Source organism: Methanolacinia paynteri, assembly GCF_000784355.1.
GTDB classification, from domain to species: Archaea; Halobacteriota; Methanomicrobia; order Methanomicrobiales; family Methanomicrobiaceae; genus Methanolacinia; species Methanolacinia paynteri.
The window spans coordinates 65,451-84,553 of sequence record NZ_KN360930.1; the positions used below are offsets into that span (position 1 = coordinate 65,451).

The 19,103-nt window shown below is 49.3% G+C and carries 33 protein-coding genes; 5 read left to right on the forward strand and 28 right to left on the reverse strand.

What is annotated here, in order from left to right; all coding sequences use genetic code 11:
- Positions 1 to 3: 3 nt before the first annotated feature.
- The 4 genes from METPAY_RS06465 to METPAY_RS06480 are packed head-to-tail and all read left to right on the forward strand — an operon-like array spanning position 4 to position 2,247.
- Entirely contained in the window at positions 4 to 501 is a 498-nt protein-coding gene (locus METPAY_RS06465) for a type IV pilin (RefSeq protein WP_048150435.1), read from the forward strand.
- Positions 498 to 1,310, forward strand: coding sequence for a hypothetical protein (locus METPAY_RS06470; RefSeq protein ID WP_048150436.1), 813 nt, complete (start codon positions 498 to 500; stop codon positions 1,308 to 1,310). The genes METPAY_RS06465 and METPAY_RS06470 overlap by 4 nt, the downstream gene beginning before the upstream one ends.
- A complete protein-coding gene (locus METPAY_RS06475) occupies positions 1,307 to 1,780 on the forward strand; it encodes a type IV pilin N-terminal domain-containing protein (RefSeq protein WP_048150438.1) in 474 nt (157 codons plus the stop codon). Before METPAY_RS06470 ends, METPAY_RS06475 begins: the two co-directional genes overlap by 4 nt.
- Complete coding sequence (locus tag METPAY_RS06480) at positions 1,777 to 2,247, forward strand: type IV pilin (RefSeq protein WP_048150440.1); 471 nt, start codon at positions 1,777 to 1,779, stop codon at positions 2,245 to 2,247. The genes METPAY_RS06475 and METPAY_RS06480 overlap by 4 nt, the downstream gene beginning before the upstream one ends.
- A 309-nt stretch (positions 2,248 to 2,556) precedes the next feature.
- Here the strand turns inward: METPAY_RS06480 and cmk are convergent, their stop codons facing one another.
- The 28 genes from cmk to METPAY_RS06625 all read right to left on the reverse strand — a co-directional run bounded on the left by cmk (position 2,557) and on the right by METPAY_RS06625 (position 18,079).
- Positions 2,557 to 3,084, reverse strand: a complete 528-nt coding sequence (gene cmk / locus METPAY_RS06485; protein WP_048150442.1) for a (d)CMP kinase — start codon at positions 3,082 to 3,084, stop codon at positions 2,557 to 2,559.
- Entirely contained in the window at positions 3,084 to 3,683 is a 600-nt protein-coding gene (locus METPAY_RS06490; RefSeq protein ID WP_048150444.1) for a DUF106 domain-containing protein, read from the reverse strand. The genes cmk and METPAY_RS06490 overlap by 1 nt, the downstream gene beginning before the upstream one ends.
- Positions 3,684 to 3,693: 10 nt before the next feature.
- On the reverse strand, positions 3,694 to 4,263 hold the full coding sequence (locus tag METPAY_RS06495; protein ID WP_048150446.1) for an adenylate kinase: 570 nt from the start codon (positions 4,261 to 4,263) through the stop codon (positions 3,694 to 3,696).
- A 15-nt stretch (positions 4,264 to 4,278) separates the two neighbouring features.
- A complete protein-coding gene (gene secY, locus METPAY_RS06500; RefSeq protein WP_048150448.1) occupies positions 4,279 to 5,712 on the reverse strand; it encodes a preprotein translocase subunit SecY in 1,434 nt (477 codons plus the stop codon).
- A 15-nt stretch (positions 5,713 to 5,727) separates the two neighbouring features.
- Positions 5,728 to 6,153, reverse strand: a complete 426-nt coding sequence (locus tag METPAY_RS06505) for an uL15m family ribosomal protein (RefSeq protein WP_013330135.1) — start codon at positions 6,151 to 6,153, stop codon at positions 5,728 to 5,730.
- Between the two features lie 7 nt (positions 6,154 to 6,160).
- On the reverse strand, positions 6,161 to 6,622 hold the full coding sequence (locus tag METPAY_RS06510) for a 50S ribosomal protein L30 (protein WP_013330134.1): 462 nt from the start codon (positions 6,620 to 6,622) through the stop codon (positions 6,161 to 6,163).
- A complete protein-coding gene (locus tag METPAY_RS06515; protein ID WP_048150450.1) occupies positions 6,622 to 7,239 on the reverse strand; it encodes a 30S ribosomal protein S5 in 618 nt (205 codons plus the stop codon). The genes METPAY_RS06510 and METPAY_RS06515 overlap by 1 nt, the downstream gene beginning before the upstream one ends.
- Complete coding sequence (locus tag METPAY_RS06520; protein ID WP_013330132.1) at positions 7,239 to 7,766, reverse strand: 50S ribosomal protein L18; 528 nt, start codon at positions 7,764 to 7,766, stop codon at positions 7,239 to 7,241. The genes METPAY_RS06515 and METPAY_RS06520 overlap by 1 nt, the downstream gene beginning before the upstream one ends.
- A complete protein-coding gene (locus METPAY_RS06525) occupies positions 7,767 to 8,219 on the reverse strand; it encodes a 50S ribosomal protein L19e (RefSeq protein ID WP_013330131.1) in 453 nt (150 codons plus the stop codon).
- A complete protein-coding gene (locus tag METPAY_RS06530; RefSeq protein WP_048150452.1) occupies positions 8,212 to 8,745 on the reverse strand; it encodes a 50S ribosomal protein L32e in 534 nt (177 codons plus the stop codon). Before METPAY_RS06530 ends, METPAY_RS06525 begins: the two co-directional genes overlap by 8 nt.
- A gap of 6 nt (positions 8,746 to 8,751) precedes the next feature.
- Positions 8,752 to 9,276: a 50S ribosomal protein L6 gene (rpl6p, locus tag METPAY_RS06535; protein WP_048150455.1), complete on the reverse strand. Its 525-nt coding sequence runs from the start codon at positions 9,274 to 9,276 to the stop codon at positions 8,752 to 8,754.
- Positions 9,277 to 9,292: 16 nt separating this feature from the next.
- Positions 9,293 to 9,685 (reverse strand): 30S ribosomal protein S8, encoded by a 393-nt coding sequence (locus METPAY_RS06540; RefSeq protein WP_048150458.1) that lies wholly within the window; start codon positions 9,683 to 9,685, stop codon positions 9,293 to 9,295.
- A 13-nt stretch (positions 9,686 to 9,698) separates the two neighbouring features.
- A complete protein-coding gene (locus METPAY_RS06545) occupies positions 9,699 to 9,875 on the reverse strand; it encodes a 30S ribosomal protein S14 (RefSeq protein ID WP_013330127.1) in 177 nt (58 codons plus the stop codon).
- Position 9,876: 1 nt separating this feature from the next.
- Complete coding sequence (locus METPAY_RS06550; RefSeq protein ID WP_048150460.1) at positions 9,877 to 10,383, reverse strand: 50S ribosomal protein L5; 507 nt, start codon at positions 10,381 to 10,383, stop codon at positions 9,877 to 9,879.
- Positions 10,380 to 11,108: a 30S ribosomal protein S4e gene (locus METPAY_RS06555; protein ID WP_048150461.1), complete on the reverse strand. Its 729-nt coding sequence runs from the start codon at positions 11,106 to 11,108 to the stop codon at positions 10,380 to 10,382. Before METPAY_RS06555 ends, METPAY_RS06550 begins: the two co-directional genes overlap by 4 nt.
- The gene (rplX, locus tag METPAY_RS06560) at positions 11,108 to 11,473 is read right to left on the reverse strand and encodes a 50S ribosomal protein L24 (RefSeq protein ID WP_048150463.1); all 366 of its coding nucleotides are present in this window, start codon (positions 11,471 to 11,473) and stop codon (positions 11,108 to 11,110) included. Before rplX ends, METPAY_RS06555 begins: the two co-directional genes overlap by 1 nt.
- An 11-nt stretch (positions 11,474 to 11,484) precedes the next feature.
- Positions 11,485 to 11,883 (reverse strand): 50S ribosomal protein L14, encoded by a 399-nt coding sequence (locus METPAY_RS06565; RefSeq protein WP_048150466.1) that lies wholly within the window; start codon positions 11,881 to 11,883, stop codon positions 11,485 to 11,487.
- Positions 11,880 to 12,206: a 30S ribosomal protein S17 gene (locus tag METPAY_RS06570; RefSeq protein ID WP_013330122.1), complete on the reverse strand. Its 327-nt coding sequence runs from the start codon at positions 12,204 to 12,206 to the stop codon at positions 11,880 to 11,882. The genes METPAY_RS06565 and METPAY_RS06570 overlap by 4 nt, the downstream gene beginning before the upstream one ends.
- 3 nt (positions 12,207 to 12,209) lie before the next feature.
- Positions 12,210 to 12,491, reverse strand: coding sequence for a ribonuclease P protein component 1 (locus METPAY_RS06575; RefSeq protein ID WP_048150467.1), 282 nt, complete (start codon positions 12,489 to 12,491; stop codon positions 12,210 to 12,212).
- Positions 12,488 to 12,694, reverse strand: a complete 207-nt coding sequence (gene rpmC, locus METPAY_RS06580; RefSeq protein ID WP_048150470.1) for a 50S ribosomal protein L29 — start codon at positions 12,692 to 12,694, stop codon at positions 12,488 to 12,490. The genes METPAY_RS06575 and rpmC overlap by 4 nt, the downstream gene beginning before the upstream one ends.
- Positions 12,695 to 13,420, reverse strand: a complete 726-nt coding sequence (locus tag METPAY_RS06585) for a 30S ribosomal protein S3 (RefSeq protein WP_048150472.1) — start codon at positions 13,418 to 13,420, stop codon at positions 12,695 to 12,697. It lies immediately after the preceding gene.
- Positions 13,420 to 13,881, reverse strand: coding sequence for a 50S ribosomal protein L22 (locus METPAY_RS06590; protein WP_048150639.1), 462 nt, complete (start codon positions 13,879 to 13,881; stop codon positions 13,420 to 13,422). Before METPAY_RS06590 ends, METPAY_RS06585 begins: the two co-directional genes overlap by 1 nt.
- A gap of 5 nt (positions 13,882 to 13,886) precedes the next feature.
- Positions 13,887 to 14,300, reverse strand: coding sequence for a 30S ribosomal protein S19 (locus METPAY_RS06595; protein ID WP_013330117.1), 414 nt, complete (start codon positions 14,298 to 14,300; stop codon positions 13,887 to 13,889).
- Positions 14,301 to 14,317: 17 nt separating this feature from the next.
- Positions 14,318 to 15,031: a 50S ribosomal protein L2 gene (locus METPAY_RS06600; protein ID WP_013330116.1), complete on the reverse strand. Its 714-nt coding sequence runs from the start codon at positions 15,029 to 15,031 to the stop codon at positions 14,318 to 14,320.
- Positions 15,032 to 15,041: 10 nt separating this feature from the next.
- Entirely contained in the window at positions 15,042 to 15,290 is a 249-nt protein-coding gene (locus METPAY_RS06605) for a 50S ribosomal protein L23 (RefSeq protein WP_013330115.1), read from the reverse strand.
- A 1-nt stretch (position 15,291) separates the two neighbouring features.
- Complete coding sequence (gene rpl4p / locus METPAY_RS06610) at positions 15,292 to 16,038, reverse strand: 50S ribosomal protein L4 (RefSeq protein WP_048150475.1); 747 nt, start codon at positions 16,036 to 16,038, stop codon at positions 15,292 to 15,294.
- 8 nt (positions 16,039 to 16,046) lie between these two features.
- On the reverse strand, positions 16,047 to 17,060 hold the full coding sequence (locus METPAY_RS06615) for a 50S ribosomal protein L3 (RefSeq protein WP_013330113.1): 1,014 nt from the start codon (positions 17,058 to 17,060) through the stop codon (positions 16,047 to 16,049).
- A gap of 614 nt (positions 17,061 to 17,674) precedes the next feature.
- The gene (locus tag METPAY_RS06625; RefSeq protein WP_013330111.1) at positions 17,675 to 18,079 is read right to left on the reverse strand and encodes a Tfx family DNA-binding protein; all 405 of its coding nucleotides are present in this window, start codon (positions 18,077 to 18,079) and stop codon (positions 17,675 to 17,677) included.
- A 140-nt stretch (positions 18,080 to 18,219) separates the two neighbouring features.
- Between METPAY_RS06625 and METPAY_RS06630 the strand changes: the two genes are divergently transcribed.
- On the forward strand, positions 18,220 to 19,062 hold the full coding sequence (locus tag METPAY_RS06630) for a F420-dependent methylenetetrahydromethanopterin dehydrogenase (protein ID WP_048150481.1): 843 nt from the start codon (positions 18,220 to 18,222) through the stop codon (positions 19,060 to 19,062).
- Positions 19,063 to 19,103 lie beyond the last annotated feature (41 nt).

Below are 19,103 nucleotides of genomic sequence, written 5' to 3' on the forward strand. Positions count from 1 at the left end.
TTCATGAGATCAAATATTTCAAAAGTAAGAAAATGGTCTGTGGCCGGCGGAGGGTGGGATGATGCAATAACATCAGTTGTAGGCGAGATGCTCTTACTCGTTCTTGTCGTCATTCTCGTATCGATCATGTCGGCATCCGCTTTTAACCTGCTTCCGGGAGAGCGTGAAACGTCTATTGATATTTCAATGAACACAAGCACGGACCCGAACTGCATCTTTTTCTGGCATCACGGGGGAGACTGGATCGATAAAAGAGACCTTAGCGTTTACATAATGAAATCCGAGTGGGATGGAACGACTGTGACCATAAAGCATGACGATCTCATAATCCACGCGTACAATTCAACAACAGGTGATTATAGCGACCTTTCAAATGTTTTCGATCTCGGATGCAGAATCGAGGCTGAACTGCCTCCGTCCATTGATCCGGGAGTATACGATATTCGCTTCAGGTGCTCTGAAAAAGTCATCGCAGCGTATGATGGAGTGACCTTATCATGAAAGAAAACAATGAAAGGGCCGTATCCACCGTCGTTGCAATGATGCTTATACTGGCGATTCTTGCAACCTGCGTAGCGGTTTATACTTCGACATATGTTCCCGGCCTGAAGCAGCAGTCCGAGATTCTCCATAACAAGGACGTCAGGTATTCCTTCCTCAGGTTCTCCGCCGATGTAGAAAACATATACAGCATCGGAAGGCCTGCGCAGTTCAGCGAGCCGTTGATTCTCGGGGGTGGGGATATTCTTCTGAGCGCTTCCGAGTCGGGAGGCAGAATAGATCTGGAAAGTCTGGCAGTAGGAACACTGTCCATATATGAAAATAATATTCTTGCCGGGGAAATTCCTATCAAAACGGTATGTGTCAGTTATACTCCATATTTTTCTTCGTGGGAGCTGCAGGGATACCGCTATGAGAACGGTACGGTCTGGGTTACGAAAGACGGTACCGACAAGATTGCACCCGCTTCTTTGAGCCTGAACTCTGTTGGCGACGGAATGGATAATGAAAGGAAAAAGATCGAAGATCGTCTGTCATACATGGCAGGAACATACGAAGAGAATGGCGGGAGAATTACTATGCAGATCATTACAATGACCCATTCGGGGGCCGTTTCCGTAAGTGGTTCAGGTTCTGCTGCATTGAGTCTCGATGCCCGGAACAGCGCGACTCCTCTTTACGAGCATACTTTTTCGGACGACGGCACGATCGTTCTGACCGGAGAGAACGGATATTCCATGAGTTTCCCTGTATCGAGCGGTGAACAACTGGAGATCGATTTTCTTGAAATTGAGGTGAGCGTCGTATGAGATGTAATCCCTGCCATGCAGTATCGGCAGTCGTCGGCGTCATGGTTATGCTCTCTTTACTGATTGTAGTCGCCGCTCTTCTTTCTGCATATGCAGGAGGGCTTGTAAGAGCGCCCGCACATGCCCCGTCAGCAGAACTTTCGGTTTATACTGTGGGCAGCGGCCCGGATTTTTCAATAATCTTCGAACACAGGAGCGGCGAGGCCCTTAGTCCCAAAAACACCCAGATCGTCACTTTTGTGGACGATAAAGAAGGCATATTCATGTTGTCCGATATTCAGAGTGAGAAATTTTCTGCCGGATCAAAGATTACAACCCCGGATCTGGCCGAAACCGCAAAACTTATGGGCCTGACCACGGGAGAGCTTGCAGGCTATATCGCAAATCGGACACCCGTGGAGATATCCGTTTATGATCTGCCGTCCGGTTCGGTAATATACAGATCTAATATAATCCTGGAGGAAAAATGAAGAAATCTGAAGATTCAGCAGTTTCGGAAGTGGTAGGCGTTCTCCTGATGCTTACGATTACCCTTCTTATCGCAGGCCTTGTTGTGGTAGCAGCAAGCGGCCTGAATAGCAGTCAGACGAAGCCGATCAAGGCATCTATCGCCGTTTCGGACATATCGGACAACTATATCGTCTTCGATAATACCCAAGGGGATTCTGTTCCGCTTGAGAGAATTATGATAAGCCTCGGCGTCCAGGAAAGTCCGGGTGAAGGAATACAGGTCTATGGTTCGAACGACATACAATTTGAGAGTTATTCCGGTGACGGCACCGTAGTCGTCGGGGGCAGGTTCAAACTGATCTCGGATTATACGAACAGTTTGGGATGGGGTTCATTTGTAATCTCCTCCGGGGAGCACCTGGATTACGCGGTTTACGATCACAGGACGAATACTCTGATGTCAACAGGCTCTATTCTGGTTCCCTGATATTTACCTAAGTAAGACTCATTTTTTTCCTGTCGATATTGTATATCATATACAGGCAGTGACTAAACGGATTTTGACCCTGATAAACTCTTCAACGTTTTAATGGAAGGTTCATGCACAATATCTGAAGTATTGAATTGTCCGGCATGCTAACAGAAAATTTCATAATACCTTCTCTGTTTCACAGCATCCAAAAAGTGAGCCGGTGCATTTCAACGCCGACTGAAGATATACTGAGAAATAATACTCGATGCGAAGGAAGTGAGTAAAAAACAATCGGTAAAATCCGAGCTGTTGAAAATCGAGTGTTTAAAGTTTAATGTTTTCAATCGCCGTATTTACGACGAAGGCAAGTTCTTCCCTGCCCCACTTCTCGGAATTGATAACCAGATCGTAGATCGACAGGTCATTGATCTCGATCCCGTAGTATTTACGGTATCTTTCGGCCTCCGATTTCTCGCGGACTATAGTCTCGGCCTTTGATGCTTCGAAATCGATACTTTCCCGTTCTGAGATCCTCTGTGTACGGCATTCTACCGAGGCCGCGATCCAGATCCTGAGATCGGCATTATCGATCATGTGTCCTGCAAGTCTGCCTTCGACGATGATGTCGTCTCCGGCCTCGCCTCTCTCCTTCTGTCTCTCGTCGATAAGACGGTCTACCGAAGGATCGCTTTCGCACAGGCTTCCGAATTCGATCAGGCCCATACCTCTCTCTGCCGCGAGAGATCGGAATACCTCTCCTGCCGAGATAAGTTCAAAAGAAAGTTTTTCAGAAAGTTGTTTTGATAATGATGTTGTTCCGCTTCCGGGCGGTCCGCTTACGGTTATCCGCATCACAGCCCCCCGATATCAAGAGTCTTCCTGATAATCTGGCTGAGCGCAAGAGAGCAGAGCATATACCAAATGATCCATGCCGGCAGGAAGAAGAGCGGATCTGCGAGATTAATAGTCCCGCCGATAGCGAATGTAGCATCGCCCATCTCTGATGCCTTGCTGAGGAGCCACAGGAATATCGGGATGGTAATAATCATTATCCATGCCATAGGCTTGAACTGCTCCTGTGACATCTGCATCTGTTCTTCCATCATCTTTTGCTGCTTATCCTTCATCTTGCGGATTCTCTTCTCATCACCGGCCAGCTGGGCTTCCCTGAAATCCTTCTGGAATTCTTTCATCTTCTTCTGTACACGCTGCATCTTCTCGTAATCGATAGTGTACTTCTGGAGAAGCGATGAGTAGCATCCTGTAATCGCTGCAAGAACAAGAATCGTGACGAGCCAGTTGAAACCGAGCAGGCTTGTAATAGGTTCGAGAATGAGGCCTGCTCCGGCAGCCACTCCATCTCTTAAGGTCTGGACGCTGTAGATTATCATTACAACGACCATTATTATCAGGAATGTAAACATTCCGCCGCCGGTTTTTGACTGTGCCATGGAGTCTGATTCACCTCAGAATACCCATCATTTCTTCGATGGATTTTTCCAGGAGGAAGTCCTGGTTCTTTATTATCTTGACAGTGCATCCGGTATACATGGAATATGCAGCTGCCATAAAGCGGTTATAGTCCTGGTGATCCTTGATGGAGATATATCCTTCCATGTCTCTCTCGCGTGTATCATCTTTCATTCTTCGCATAAGAATCTGATCCACATCGGTTTCAACAAGAATGACCATGTCGGGTTTCATCTCCTGGAGGACCCAAGAGGGGAGTCCGGGCAGGTATCCGCCCGGTGTGCTGACCGTGCAGTGTGTGTCGACAATTACGTTGTCCTGGATCTTGGCGATCAGCTGGGCCGCAGTCTTCTGCAGCTCTTTCTGTTCCGCCTGTTCCAGTTTACGCATTTCATCGCGGTTCTTGACCTTGCCCTGTTCGCATGCAACCTCGAACATACATGTGCCGAAGTTGATGGAGGTATAGTCTATATTCTCTTCTTTTAGTTTTTCTTTTGTACCGTCGATTACAGTCGTCTTTCCTACACCGGGTACACCGGTGATAACCACTCTTTTCCCCATTTTAAGACCTTTCCTTTATTCTTTTCCGAAGAATCCGCGCATAAACGGATACATTTCCATGATCTGTTCGTTTGCAATCTCTTCATACAGCCTGTATACTATACTTACGGTCAGAAGCAGTCCTGTTCCGCCGACAGAGCCTATGACACCGAGATAGTTGGCGAGAACACTGAGGAATCCCACTGCAACTCCGCCTATGACGGTAACCCTTGGGATGTACCTGTCGAGGTATTTTACAAGAACCTGCTCGTTGCGCCTATATCCCGGAATGTGCATTCCGCTTCTCTGGATCTGCTTTGCGACATGCGATGAGTCGAGACCGGCGGTCTTGACCCAGAACAATGCGAATATTGCACCTCCGATGACCATTACGAAGAAATCGATTCCCATCCTGAGGATGACTTCCCATACGGGATGGCCAAGGTCGGACAGCCACCACATCCAGTTTTCAGGACTGTTGATCGGAGCGGTGACATACATTATACCGTTGACCGGGTTCTGACCGTCAAATTCTCCAAGTATGGTAATTCCTATGTTGTTAAGGAAAAGTCCGAACATCTGCCAGTTGGCCTGAAGAACCCTTACGAGAATCATAGGCAGAACACTGGCATAGATGAGCTTTACAGGGAATCTTCCGCGTGCGCCTCTTACTGCAGAATGTGCAAGCGGGATCTCGATCCTTGTGGATTCTGCATATACGACGATTCCGAATATCAGTAATGTCGTAAATAATGCAAGAAGATCCAGACCGAAATAATCGATGAAGTTCGCCCCCTGTGTAAGAACTTCAAAGAGTCTGGGGAAGAAACCCTCTGAAAAGTTATCGGTTGCTTTGTCCCAGTTGAGGAAACCGTTCATCAGCCCCTGGGATATGCCGGCTACAATGAAAAGTCCGACTCCCGAGCCTACTCCCCATTTTGTGACGACTTCGTCCATAAGGAATATGAGGACGCCGCCTATGCACAACTGGAGGAATATAAGCAGAGTGACCATAGTCGTGCTGCCACCGAAGAAATCCATTGCAACCTGAGTGCTCGGCTGAAGGAATCCACCTATAACGTTCGGTGCCGCTTCGAGAACGATCATCACGAAGATAAGCAGTTTCTGCAGGCCCATGTACATGACCTGCCCGCGTGTTTCAGAGGTATTGATGCCGAGAAGGTCGGCACCGTTTAAAAGCTGGAGGACGATTGATGCTGTAACTATAGGTCCGATACCCAGGTGGAGTAAAGACCCGTATGCTCCTGCGAGCAGTGTTCGATACATACCAAGCAGATCCTGAGAGTCGGGACTCAGCCCGAAGATCTGTACATTGGTCAGAATAAAATACAGTATTAGTACTGCAGCGGTCCACAACATCTTGTTCTTGAAGTGGACGTGTCCTTCGGGTGCCTTTACAGCGGGCATGGCCGCAAGTAAAGGCTCCATTCGATCCAGCAATTGTCCCATGGTTCACCAAAAATTTTAGGCGGTTAGAGCCTGACCGCCGCTCTCCTCGATCTTCGATCTAGCAGATTCGGAAAATTCCTTGGCGGTAATTATCAGTTTATGAGTAATTTTTCCCCCTCCAAGTATTTTATCAATTCCGATCTGTTCTGCATCGATGGTGATTGAATCACCTTCAAGGGTTGCTGCGCCGCAAGCCACAAGGTCATCTGCCATCTGGTCGAGTTTTCCAACATCGATTGCCTTTACTTTGGAGGCATTCTGCTGGAAGAACCCGTGCTTTCCGTTATGAACCTCATCAGCGAGCAGGAAGTGGGTAAACCTGTGGTCCCTGTGTCCTGCACGGCCTTTTCCGCCCCTGTTTCCTGCACCTCTGCGGTTTTTGTGTGTTCCGCCGCCGCATGTGCGTGATCCGCGGTATTTTGATCTCTTGTTAACAGGCATCTCCGATTCACCTCATCCTGTAGAGAAGATTCCCGATATCGCTACCGTAGTTACCAAGAGCGCCGCCCTGCTGGTACGTGCGCTTGATTGACTTGTATCCTTTTCTCGGCGGGTGAAGCCTGAGAACCGGTTTTAATCGGGGGATGTCGTTGAACTGAGCTTCCCCGCTGCATACGGCGCCTGCGAAAGATTCGATGCCGTCGTATTTCGAGTTCTCTTTGATGTATTCATCGGTGAGCTTCTCATCGCCGGTAAGACGTCCGCGTGTCTCAAGGAGCGTCGAGAGGATCTCGGGTGTTGCCTCGCCGTATGCCACGTAATCCTTGACTTTCCTTATCATACCTGTGTATGCCGGTGTGTCGGGGATTATTACGCAGTGGTTGACGTGGTGAAGGCGGAGCATCTTGAGGGTGTCCTTGATCTCTTTACGGGTGTTGACAACACCCCTGACCTGAACTACAAAGTACATTACTTCGACCCTCCGGTTCTCACAAGATTAGATTCCTTGAGTGCGTTGAAGGTTGCCTTCGCATAGTTGATCGTGGTCCTTGTCTGGCCGTCTGCTGCTGACCAGATGTCCTTTACACCTGCAAGTTCGAGTACCTTCTTTCCGATGTCACCGGTAACAAGGCCAATTCCCTGGGGTGCAGGCATGAGAGTAACCTTGACACTGCCTGCCTTTCCTGTTACACGGAACGGGAGCGAGTGTCCTTCTCCGCATGCACATTCCCAGCTGCCGCAGCCTCTCTTTACCTTGATGATATTGATCTTGGCGTTATCTATCGCCTTCTTGATGGCGTTTCCGACCTGGACGTCCTTGCCCTGGCCGAAACCGATGTAGCCGTTGCGGTTTCCTACAACTACGACACAGCGGAATTTTACACGCCTTCCGCTGTCTGTCATCCTCTGTACCATATTGATGTCAAGTACGTCGTCCTCGAGGTCGGGGAGGAAGTAATCGACGATCTGTGGTTCCTTGATAGGCCTTCCGCTCTCGAGAACTTCATCAAGTCCGGAGATCTCTCCCGCTGCCACCTGTTTTCCAAGACCGGTGAGAGGAATCCATTCTTCCTGTTCAAAGGCCATTATTTCAGCTCCTTCATTATTGCATCCTGAACGGCTTCGACATTCTCCACGAGATCTCCTGCTCTCTCGGGAGCGTACTCTGCAATGTGAGAGCCCTTTACTCTCTCATCGGCAGGGAGGATATCCGGATTGTGCGGAATATCTAATCCTGCGTCAACCGCTCCCCTGAGTGCTGCAAAGACCTTTGCCCCGTATGTTGCACGGTGCAGTCCGATATCGAGAATCGCCGTTTCGTATCCCGCGTTGAATGCCTTTACGGCAAAGAGCATTCCGGTGAGGTATGCTGCGGGGGTGTTTGCAAGCGAACCCTTGTAACCGTATTTTACAAGTTCACTCGAGTTTGCGGCAACAAGTGTCCTGTCGCCTTCCATCTTTGCTTCGACAAGCTGGCATATGATGTGCCTGTTTGTCTTCCTGACAACCATTCTGGGTTTTCCAGAGAGGAGAAGCTTTAAACGGCTGTAGTAGTTGGTCTTCCCTTCTCTTCTCCTGCGGAACGAGACGAAGTACCTTGGTCCGGTTGCCATTTATTCCATCCTCCCTGAGATCTGCTCGAGCTGAGCCTTCATGTGGGCTACGCTCCTGAACTGACCGCCTGCTGCCTTCCTGTACATGATCCTGTATAAGTGTGCGTCGATCTCGCCGGAGTCACGCAGTGCACGGAGCTCTCTCCTGATTGCACGGATCTTTTTGATCCATGTCCTCTTGGACGGTGTGCGTGCTCCCTTTGCACCTTTCCTGCTTCCCTGTCCCTTACGGTGTCCGTATCCGCGTTTTTTAGCGAGTTCTCTTGCTCTTCCGCGGCTTACACCCTGGACAGGTTTTGCGCTGATTGCACCATCTTCGATGAGGCCCCTGATATCTTCGCGTGAGATTGCATTTGCTATGTCCTCGCCGCGGTCTTCACTGAGTTTGACCCTGTGTACACCGCATTTAAGAACTGCTGCTGCTATCCTCTTCTGGTTCTTGAGGTCACTCATCGCTCTTCACCTCTTCTTCCTCTGCGGTTTCGGCCTCTTCGACGACCTCTTCCTCTTCAGGTTCGGTCTCTTCGGCGGCTTCCTCCTCTTCGGAAACTTCCTCTTCAGATTTCTCTTCGGCCTTTGCCGCTTTCTTTTCTGAAGGTTTGATTACTTCTTTCTGGTTCAGGACCCTGAATCCGAGCTCTTCAGCTTTTTTCTGGATCTCCTCTCTCTTCTTGTTTCCTACTGTCGAGGCGATCCGAATTGCCTGTATTTCAGGGTTCAGGTTTTCCAGGTCGGCAAGGTTGTATACGAGTACATCCTCAAAGCCGCTCGGGTGCATTCCACGGACAGCCTTCGGGCTTCCGTAGCCCGGCTGCGGGTGTGCTCCCTTTGCACGGTACCCTTTCCTCTGTTTGCTCTGGAGACCACGTGGCCTTCTCCATGTGTCCTCCAGTTTCTTCTTCCTGGAAAGACCCTGGCGCTTAAAGGACCCACGCTGGGCGTTTCTGGCCCTGATTAATCTTATTTTATCTTCAGCCATCTCAAATCACGCCTTGCTCACAATATATATGCCATCCTGGAATACACGGGTGTCACGACCCCTGACTTTGGTGGCTTTCTCAATTCTTGAAGCTGTGGTTCCTACAAGTTCCTTATCGATGCCTGTGAGTGTGATCTCGTCTCCGGCGATCTTCATCTTGACACTTTCAGGAATTTCTGCATATCTCGGTTCCTTCTCCCCGAGGAAGTTTACGATCTCGAGTTTTCCGCCGATTTCCTTTAACTGAATAGGGAAGTGGCTGTATACGACCTTCATGCCGTATACGTATTCCTCGTTGACGCCGCGGAACATGTTCTTCGCATGTGACGCATATGTTCCGAGCATTGCATAGATCTTCTTTCTCTGTGATTCGGTTGAGATTATCAGCTCTCCGTCTTCGATTCTGACTGTGATGCCGGGGTAACGCATTAAACGCTCCAGAGTCCCTTTCTTTCCTGAGACAACCAGTTTTCCGCCGGCTATCTCTGCATTAACTCCTTCAGGGATTTCAATTCTGTTCTCTGTAATCATTCTTCTGTGTCACTCCTCAGTATACATACGCGAGAAGTTCGCCGCCGATACCTTTCTGGCGTGCGTTCTCGTGCGAAATGACCCCGTGAGAGGTGGTCATTATCAGCAGTCCGAAGTTCTTTGCAGGAAGGTACTGGTTTTCCCATTTCTCGATCTCGTCGGTCTTCACTGCAAATCTTGGCGAAATAACACCACATTTGTTGATGTTTCCGTTGAGGCTGACCTTAAACTGTCCGCCCCTTCCGTCGTCAATCAGTTCGAAGCCTTCGATGTAGCCTTCCTCTTTCATGATTCCGAGCATCGAGCCGAGAAGTTTTCCTGCGGGCTCTACGATGCAGGAGATCTTGCCTGTATCAGAGGCGTTCTTGATGGCGCTCATTGCATCTGCAATAGGATTTAATCTTGTCATCTTGCATACACCTCTAATTCATCTTCTTAAACCCGATCTTCTGGGCAGATTCACGGAAACACTGGCGGCAAAGCATTATCTTGTATCTTCTTACAAGGCCCTGCTTTCTTCCGCACATCTGGCACTCGTTCGCACCGCGGCCGTAGATCTTCTCAGGTGTCTTCTGGTTCTTCGATTTTTTCTGTGCCATTTCAGAGCACCTCCACCTGGTATTTTTCTGTCATGAATTTGACGGCATCTTCACGTGTTACTATCTGCTTTGACGGGAGCTTCTTTCTCTCAATGTTCCGCCGTGCGATCCGTATTCCTTTCTTTTCAAGGATTACGTTTACGTCCATGCCGTAGATACCGATCATCGGATCATATGACTGTCCCGGGAAGTCAGTGTGCTCCTCTACTCCGTATGAGAGGTTTCCCGAGCGGTCGAACTGGGATTCAAAGATCTTGTTCTCAAGAATGCTTAAGGAAGTCTCGACGAAATCCTCTGCGGTCTTTCCCCTGAGATATACCTTGCAGCCAATGGGCTGACCCTTCCTGATTCCGAAGGCAGGCTGTGTTCTCTTTGCAATCGTGCGGACAGGTTTCTGGCCTGTAATCTCGCTGATGATATTTTCAGCCTTTACAAGCTTGTCACCTGACTCACCGACGCTCATGTGGACGACAACCTTGTCGATATGAACGTCCTGCATTGGGTTCATGCCTCAATCCCCCATTCCTTTACTGCAGGCTCTGTCGTACCGATAACGAAGATGTATTCTTCAATGGTGTCGAAGTCCTCGCCCGACTTTTCGTCTTTGAGGTAGACCCTGTTCGAGATGCTTCCGGGGATTGTATCGATCTTTGAGATTCTGCCGATCTTTCCTGAGTGGCTTCCTCCGATGATCATTGCAACGCTTCCCTCTGCGAACGGGTAGTGATCGGTCACTTTAAAGCGATTGTCGCCTTCAAGTCCGATGACTATCGAGTCTTTGGGTTTGTAATCCTGTGAATCCACTATCAGGTTCGCACCGTAGCGAAGATTGAGCTGGATCTTCCCACCCGAAACAATCGTCTTGTTCTCGATCTTGCAGAGGCGTGTCTTTGCATCCTCTGCCGAGATGGGTACTGATACGTAGTCTCCCTTCTTGTCACGGAGAATCCTGTAATACTTGTCGACTTTCGGGATCGAGATGATGTCGAAGACGCCTATTCCAAGCTTCGGGTCCGTGCACGGGATTCCGTTGAGGATTACCGAACGGTCCTTGAGGATCTTCTTTACTTCCTTCATGTTGAGAGCTAAGCCCATGTGGTCCCTTAACCAGACTGCCATCGGCATCGAGTTCCTGTTGTGGGGGCCCGGTGCGGTCTTGATGACGAACTTATTCTCTTTCTTCGCGATACGCCATCCCGTAGGCGAAGTGAGTCTCTTCATATGATTTGACATTAGTTTCCGGCCTCCAGTCTCTCTTCACGCTTTTTATCATCGAGTTTGAGCTTTGTAATCGTCACGTTCGATGCGTATACGGGTCTCGGGACCTCGGTTCCGTCGACTTTTGTAACGGATACGCCGTGAACGATGACTGTTCCCTTCTCGGTGTCGACACCGTCGACGACTCCTTCTTCGCCCCTGAAGTCTCCTCTCTGGACCTTTACAGTGTCACCGACTACAATACGGCAGCTCTTTTTGCCGTATTTTTCCTGTAAATCCGATGTGAGAGCAGCGTTCAGGAACTTGCCGCGTGCATGCAGAGGTGCGTTGTAGCGCGCTTTGCGCTGTTTTCTTGGCTGTGTACTTGCAATTCTAACCATTTCAGCTCACCTCATACAATGATCGTCGCCATGGAGCCGATCTTCGGGAAACGCTCGGCAACCTCTCTTGCAACCGGTCCTTTGATCTCGGTGCCCTTCGGTTCGCCACGCTCGTTTGTGATGACCATTGCGTTGTCCTCAAAGGAAAGGCGCAGGCCGTTGATCCTTCTGATCTCTTTTTTCTGCCTGATAACTACCGCTTTTTCAAGTTTGCGGCGCATATCGGGAGTTCCTTTCTTTACTGATACTGTTGCCATATCTCCAAGGCCGAGCTTCGGCTGGCGCTTTCTTACACCGTGATACTGATTGACAGATACGATCTGGACCTGCCTTGCACCGGTGTTGTCTGCACAGGTAAGTTTCGAACCTGTTGCAAGCGCTCTCGGAGTCCTGGACTGTTTTGCTTTCATTCCTCAGTCACCTCCACTACTACGAAGGTCTTTGTCTTGGAGAGCGGTCTGCACTCTGCAATCTTTACAGTGTCGCCGACCTTGGCTCCAAGACACGGAGGGTTGTGTGCGTGAAGCTTCGACGAGCGTTTTTCATAACGCTTGTACTTCTTCACGTAGTGCAGGTAATCTCTTGCAACAACAACAGATCCCTGCATTCGGTCACTCACGACTTTGCCGGTAATCACCTGGCCGCGTACCGGCAAATTGCCATGAAATGGACAGTTTACGTCGTCGCATTCCTTTTCGGGAATGTTAACGTTTAACCCTATATTTTTAGCCATTATTTACCTCGGTTTTCTAATTCGCATGCTGATTCTTTTTTCAGGCTGCGCAACAAGCACCGATCCATCAACTCTTATAAGAGTATCATCTGGGAGATGCATCCTGAATACAGCCCCTTTCTTCTGCACTGCTTTGAGGCGGTCACCTGAGAATATTACAAGCATGTTCTTAGTCTCGTCTGCAACGATTCCCGAGATCCCAACCTGTGTAGGATTTGTGGATCTCTCTACCGCTGCCTTAAGACCTATGAGTTCATGCCTGCAGATATTCCCCGGTGTTATCACGCCTCGCGACTCCTCTTTGTCTGCTCCGTTTTGATCCTGGCGATTGTGCGCTTTACTTCGTGGATGCGGCCGGGATTTTCCGGTGCTCCTCCTGCGCTTACCTTGCCAAGATCCTGAACGAGCTCAAGCTCCAGTTTCGAGAGCTGTTCTGTCAGTTCGGAATCACTGAACTGGCTGACTTCGGATGCACGGAATATAGCCATTCAGAAGTCCTCCTCTTCAGGAACATCTTCAACAGCTTCCATCTCGGCGTCGATCTCCTGTCCGATGATATCTTCTTCGGGGATATCTTCTTCGGGTTCTGCCCTGGCAGGTTCCGATTTGACTACCGCTTCAGGTTCTAAAACTTCGAAATGGTCCGGAAGCTGTGCTCCCGGCGGAACGATCTTTACCTGGCATCCGATAGTGCCCAGCTTCTTAATTGCGATTGCAAAGCCGTGCTCGACAATTGTCTCGCTTGGCTCGCCGGCATGCTTGATGTAGCCTTCGGTAAATTTCTGGACACGCGATCTTGCTCCGGTGAGTTTTCCGGATATGACGACCTCACACCCAAGAGCTCCGGATTCCATTATGCGCCTGATAATGCTGCTTCCTGCCTTACGGAAGTACCAGCCTCTCTCAAGTGAGTTTGCAAGGCGCTCTGCCATGATCTGTGCATTGAATGCAGGGTTTTCCACCTGCTGAACCTCAATCTGGGGTGTTTCAATGTTGTAATCATTCTGGAGTGTTGACGTGATTTCGCGGACTACCTTTCCGCCTTTACCGATAACGATACCGGGCTTTTCAGCGTAGATCGTTATCTGTGTTCCGAGAGGTGTGCGGACGATTTCGGTTCCGCCGTATCCGGCTCTCTTGAGCTCTTTACGGAGATATTTTTCCACACGTGCAGCACGTACGCCGTCTTCTACGAATCTTCTTTCAACTGCCATTACTGGGCCTCCTTTACTAGAATTTCAATGTTGACCGATTCTGCAAATTTCGGTGTAGCTCTTCCCATTGCACGGGGGAAGATACCTCTCTGCCTGCGGCCTCTGTTTGCCGATACATGGAATATCTCGAGGTTCTCTGTGTCGAGACCTATGTATTCGGCGTTCTTTTCGACCGATCTTAAGAGCCTGAGGTACTCCTCTGAAGCCTTTACCGGGTATCTTCCGGCGTCCCACTTGTCAAGGCCTTTCTTGTGTGCAACATTGCAGTTGAACTTCTTGAACGGGATTGCCTTTTTGAGTGCAACTACGTTTTCAAGATAATCTATGGCCTCTGATGTGGTCTTGCCTTTGATGAATGCGGCAATCTCGATGGCGTGCTTGGGCGAGATCGGAAGTTCGTTTGCTTTCGCACGGGCAACTTCATCGCCTTTGATGTTTAGTGAATAATCTGTCCTTGCCATTGCCATCACTTCAGCGGTACGTATTTACTGGATCTTGTTGCACCGATACCTGCACTTCCGTGGGTAACGCGTCTTCTTGTAAGGGCGAACTCTCCAAGGTAGTGGAACACCGCTTCGGGCTGGAGCTCTACTTTTACAAACTCCTTTCCGTTGTGCACTTCGATCGTCTTTCCTATCATCTCGGGCATGATTACCATGTCACGGAGGTGTGTCCTTACACGCTCCTTGCCCTCTCTCATGTCAGAAATCAGCTTTTCCTGCCCCGGTGAAAGTCCGCGGTTGTATTTGCGGCGTGCCCTTGAAGGCATGATGGGGAGAAGCTCTGTAAGGCTCATCTGCTGAAGTTCTTCGATTTTGTAGCCGTGGTACGTAAATTCTTCTTTTCGCCTCGGCAAGCGCTTCTGAGTTTTCTTTGCCATATTTTTTCACCCCTTGATTATTTCCTTCCTGTGCGTTTGGCCGCAATATGACCGACCTTTCTTCCGGGTGAAGTGCCTCTTGAAACAGTCTTCGGCCTTCCGCAGTGCTGGTGTCCACCGCCACCGAACGGGTGGTCGATGACGTTCATGCAGACACCCTTGACTCTCGGCCACTTCTGTGCCTGTGACTTGACCTTGTGGTACTTCTTTCCTGCCTTGACGAACGGTTTCTCGCTGCGTCCTCCGCCTGCGACGATTCCGATTGTTGCACGGCAGTCTTCGTTGAACCACTTGTTCTTTCCGCTCGGCATTTTGATACCGACACGTCCGTCATCGGATTTTCCGATAACCTGTGCCTGAACACCGCTTGCGCGAATAAACTTCCCGCCGTCGTTGGGCCTTGCCTCGACGTTGCAGACGTATGCTCCTACGGGGATGTCCTTAAGGCTGAGGGTGTTTCCGTTGCTGATTCCTGCTTCAGGTCCCCATGCGACCTTCTCGGAGACGCCCATTCCTTCAGTGACGAGCATGAACATCTTCTTTCCGTCTTCGAGTTCGACCTTTGCAATAGGTGCGTGTCGTGCGGGATCATGCTCGATGTCAATGATCTGTCCCTTTATTGTCTCTTTGACATTGCCGGGGTGCTTGAGCGACGCCTTATACTTGTGCGAGGGTGCACGGTATGTCGGTCCTCCGCGTCCGCGGTTCTGTGAGATAATTCGTTTTCCCATTTAGACCACCTTACATGATTCCGAGCCTGCTGAGGATCTCCTCGCCGGCCTTCTCGTTCTCGAAGCATACGATCGCTTTCTTCTGGCCTTTCATCGTCATCAGGGTTCTGACTGATTTGACGTTCTGGCCGAACATTTTCTCAAGCTCTGCAGCGATCTGTTTTTTCGAAGCCTTGTTGTCGACGATGAACTGAAGTTTGCCTTCATATTCCATGTCCATTGAAGCCTTTTCCGAAACATACGGGTGCTTGATTATCATTTCACATCTCCCCCAGTCTGTTTATGGCAGGCACTGTCCATACAGTAAGTCTTCCTGCCTGTGTTCCGGGTGCAAGGAGTTCTACATTCAGCTGTTCGACTGTTGTAATGTCTACACCTGCAAGGTTCTTGCCGGCGCGAAGCTGCTTGTCGCCTGTAACGATAAGGAGACTTTTTCTCTGTTTGTAGCGTCTTCCACGGAGTTTTCCGCGTCCTGCACGAACCTTCCTTGAGTTCCTTGCACGGACTACGTCCTCGTAGAGTCCTGCTGCCCTGAGTGCGTCTGCTACTTCTTTCGTTGATTTCAGGTCTTCAAAGGCTTCCTCGAATACTACCGGTACGGCCCCTTCAAAGATATGACCCCTTGCAAGAACAAGTTCCTCGTTTGTGGTTGCAGCGATTGCCGATCTCATCGCTTTTCTCTTTTCCTGCTTGTTGATCTTCTTTACAAGGATCTTTTCAACCTTCGGTGGGTGTGCCGCACGTCCGCCTACAGCCTGCGGGATTCTTGCTACACGTGAACCGTTCTTAATCCTCGGGACCTGTGCAACACCGCGTCCACTTCCCCATGACGCTGCGGAAGTTTTTATTCCTGCATATGGGTTTGTTCCGTGAGGCTGGTAGCGCATGCTCTGGATCGAGATTACAGCCTTTTTAATGAGGTCGGGACGATATTCCTCTTCGAAAAGAACCGGAAGCTCGATCTCGCCTGCATCCTTTCCGTCAATTGTTTTTATCTGTGTTTTCATCGCCTATTTCACCCCTGCTTACTCATTGTGCTGACAAAGTTAATCGACGGTTCGCGGAAGACATGCTCTCCCTGGCGTATTGCCGGGCGAATCCTTATGAGACGCTTTGTGGGTCCGGGGATCGAGCCTTTGATCAGGACGTATTTTCCTCTGACAAGTCCGTAGTGGAGGAATCCTCCGTCCGGGTTGATCTCTTCGGGGTTGTTGCCGATCCTGAGGATGCGCTTGTTGAATTCGGTCCTCTGCTGGTATCCCATCTGGCCCATCTGCGGTACCTGCCACCTTACGTGGTGAGGTGTCCACGGTCCGAGGTTTCCGATATGGCGCTTCTTCTTTCCGCGTGAGTGCTTGCGCTTTCTTACCTGAATGCCCCAGCGTTTTACTGCACCCTGGGTTCCCTTTCCGGTTGTAACGGCAGTTACATCGATGTACTGTCCGGCGTTTGCGACATTTTCAATCTCGACTTCCTCTCCCAGCTTGGAGATTCCGAAGTCGAGGCGTGTGCTGAGGTCTCCGCCTGCGATGCGGATCTCCATCAGTTCCGGAACTTTCTTCGGGACACCTGTGAGCTGTTCGGGCTGCGTGTACATTATTGCAAAAATGTCGGTTACGAAGCCGTCTTCGATGCCCTTAAGAATTTTCTCTTTCTGTTCTTCGGCATTGTGCTTCTTTGGGATCTGTGTAGCACGGGAGATGCTCTCGTCGATGTTTTCTGACCAAACTTCGGCGAATGCTTTCCTGCCGTATGTGTCGTTTGTATAGGCACGAATCGCGATGACTTTCATCGGCGGAATCTCAATTACCGTAACCGGTACCGAGATCTCTTTTCCTTCCGATGGACTGTTCTTGTGGTCATCGATCATAATGACATGAGTCATACCCACTTTATAACCTGCATATCCCTGGAAGGCTGGCTCTCCGTTGTACGAAGGCCATGAGTGGTACTTCGGTACCTGACTCTTCGCCCTTTTGCGCGGGCTGTATGCAAGTGATCCTCTGCGTGGTCTGGTTGTTCCAGGCATTTATCAATCAGTCCTGTTTATTCTTTGAACTTTTTTCCGAGAAATCCGTGTTTACGGATTTCGGCCGGACCAAAAAGGATTTTCGGTCTGTTGAATCTGAGAATAACCATAACTGCGGCAGACTGTAATGCTGTCTGCATTCGGCCGGGAACCTGCCTGTTGTTACAGGACGTTTTTCCTCTGCCTTGTCTTTCCTGTTATCGGAAATCTCTCTCTAAAGATTCTGACCTATTTGTGCGCTATCCCGTCGGATAAAGGGCCGAAAATTTCGTCCACCCTCAAAAGCGCATTTATCAGATCCTACTTTGTCAGCCGAACAGAAAGCCTTCATAGGCTTTTTGTCCTTTCTCGGCAATCTCCGGACAGCGATTACGTTGTCCGGGCAACCACCGGGATTTAGGTTTCGCTGTTTTGAGGGCCGGTCCGGCTCTCGTTTTTCAGGCGATCCATAAAATCCCATAATGGGTTCCTAAATATTTTTTCTGAGATAATATAAATCTATTTAAAACATTCCGTGAGGAATGTAAAAGTGGTTCACCATAACTGGTCTGAAGGCGGATCTATATATTATGCGATTGCGTTTGTAGATTGGCAAAAAACAATATGATATTCGTTTAACTGATGAAGATGTCCCCGTCTTCGTTGATATAGATCTCCAGGTCCTCTTTTATGTATCTTCCTCTGAATTTTTCAGGATTCGATTCGCGCATCTTGTTTATCAGTGAAATCGTATCGTACTGGATCTTGATGCCGGGCTTTTCGGCTTCCGCAAATATCTTCTTTACGGCATCGAGCGAATCCATCCCTTTCTCTATTGTACAGAGATGGGTCGTATCGAGTGTGTAGAGAAAATCGAGAGTTTCGCGGGCTTTTTTAATATTCTCCATCGCAGCCTTTTCAATAGTGCAGATATTCGCCTTGGACGTGTGTATGATATCAGCTATCTGCTGCTGCGTCAGGCCCTGCTTCCTGTACCTCAACACTTCTTTTTGCCTGTCAGTCAGTAGAGTGTCTTTCATCACTATGGTTATATGTTTTGATTAATTTAAACACTTTTCGTTAACCGATCAAATATTGCTGATATTTGCAAATATTTCAAAATCTTTATTATCAGACCAGATGAATCTTAGAATGTTCTCAAATTTGAGAGGTATAGAATATGGTAGTAAAAGTAGGAATTGCAAAACTCGGTAACATCGCAAGCGGTGTAATGGCCGAACTTCTCCTTGATGAGCGTGCAGACCGCGAGGACATGGAAACATTCATGGCCACAAGCGGAACGAAGCTCCAGGAAAAAGATATTGACCGCGTCGTCGAGAACATGAAGGCATACGGCCCTGACTTCTGTGTCGTAGTCTCGCCGAACGGTGTTCTCCCCGGACCTAAAGGTGCACGTGAGGCACTTGCAGCGGCAGGCATTCCCTGTGTCGTAATTACCGACGACATCACAACCAAAAAGGACGAATTTGCAGCACTGAAGGAAACAAGCTTCGGTTACATCATCATGAAGGCCGACGCAATGATCGGTGCACGCCGTGAATTCCTCGACCCGATCGAGATGGCGGACTACAACGGAAACCTTGTAAAGGTTCTCGCAATAACCGGTGCATTCCGCAAACTCCAGATTGCACTCGATGAAGTCATCGACCAGGTAAAGGAAGGAAAGAAGGGCGCAGACCTTGCTCTCCCGAAGATAGTAATGAGCTCGGACAAGGCTGTCGAGGGCGAGTTCACAAACCCCTACGCATATGCAAAGGCACGCGCAGCATACGAGATGGCACAGTCTGTTGCAGGAATCAATGTAAAGGGCTGCTTCATGACAAAGGGACACGAGAACTACACCCCGATCGTTGCATCCGCACACGAAGTCATGCGCCAGGCAATGCTCCTCTGCGACGAGGCACGCGAACTCGAGAAGTCCTGCGACGGTGTAATCCGCAAGCCACACAAGGGCGACGGAACACGTGTCGAAAAGGTCAAATTAATCGACAAACCCTGGTAAATTAAAATACCATCTTTTTTTTTAGTTCACAAATTATTATC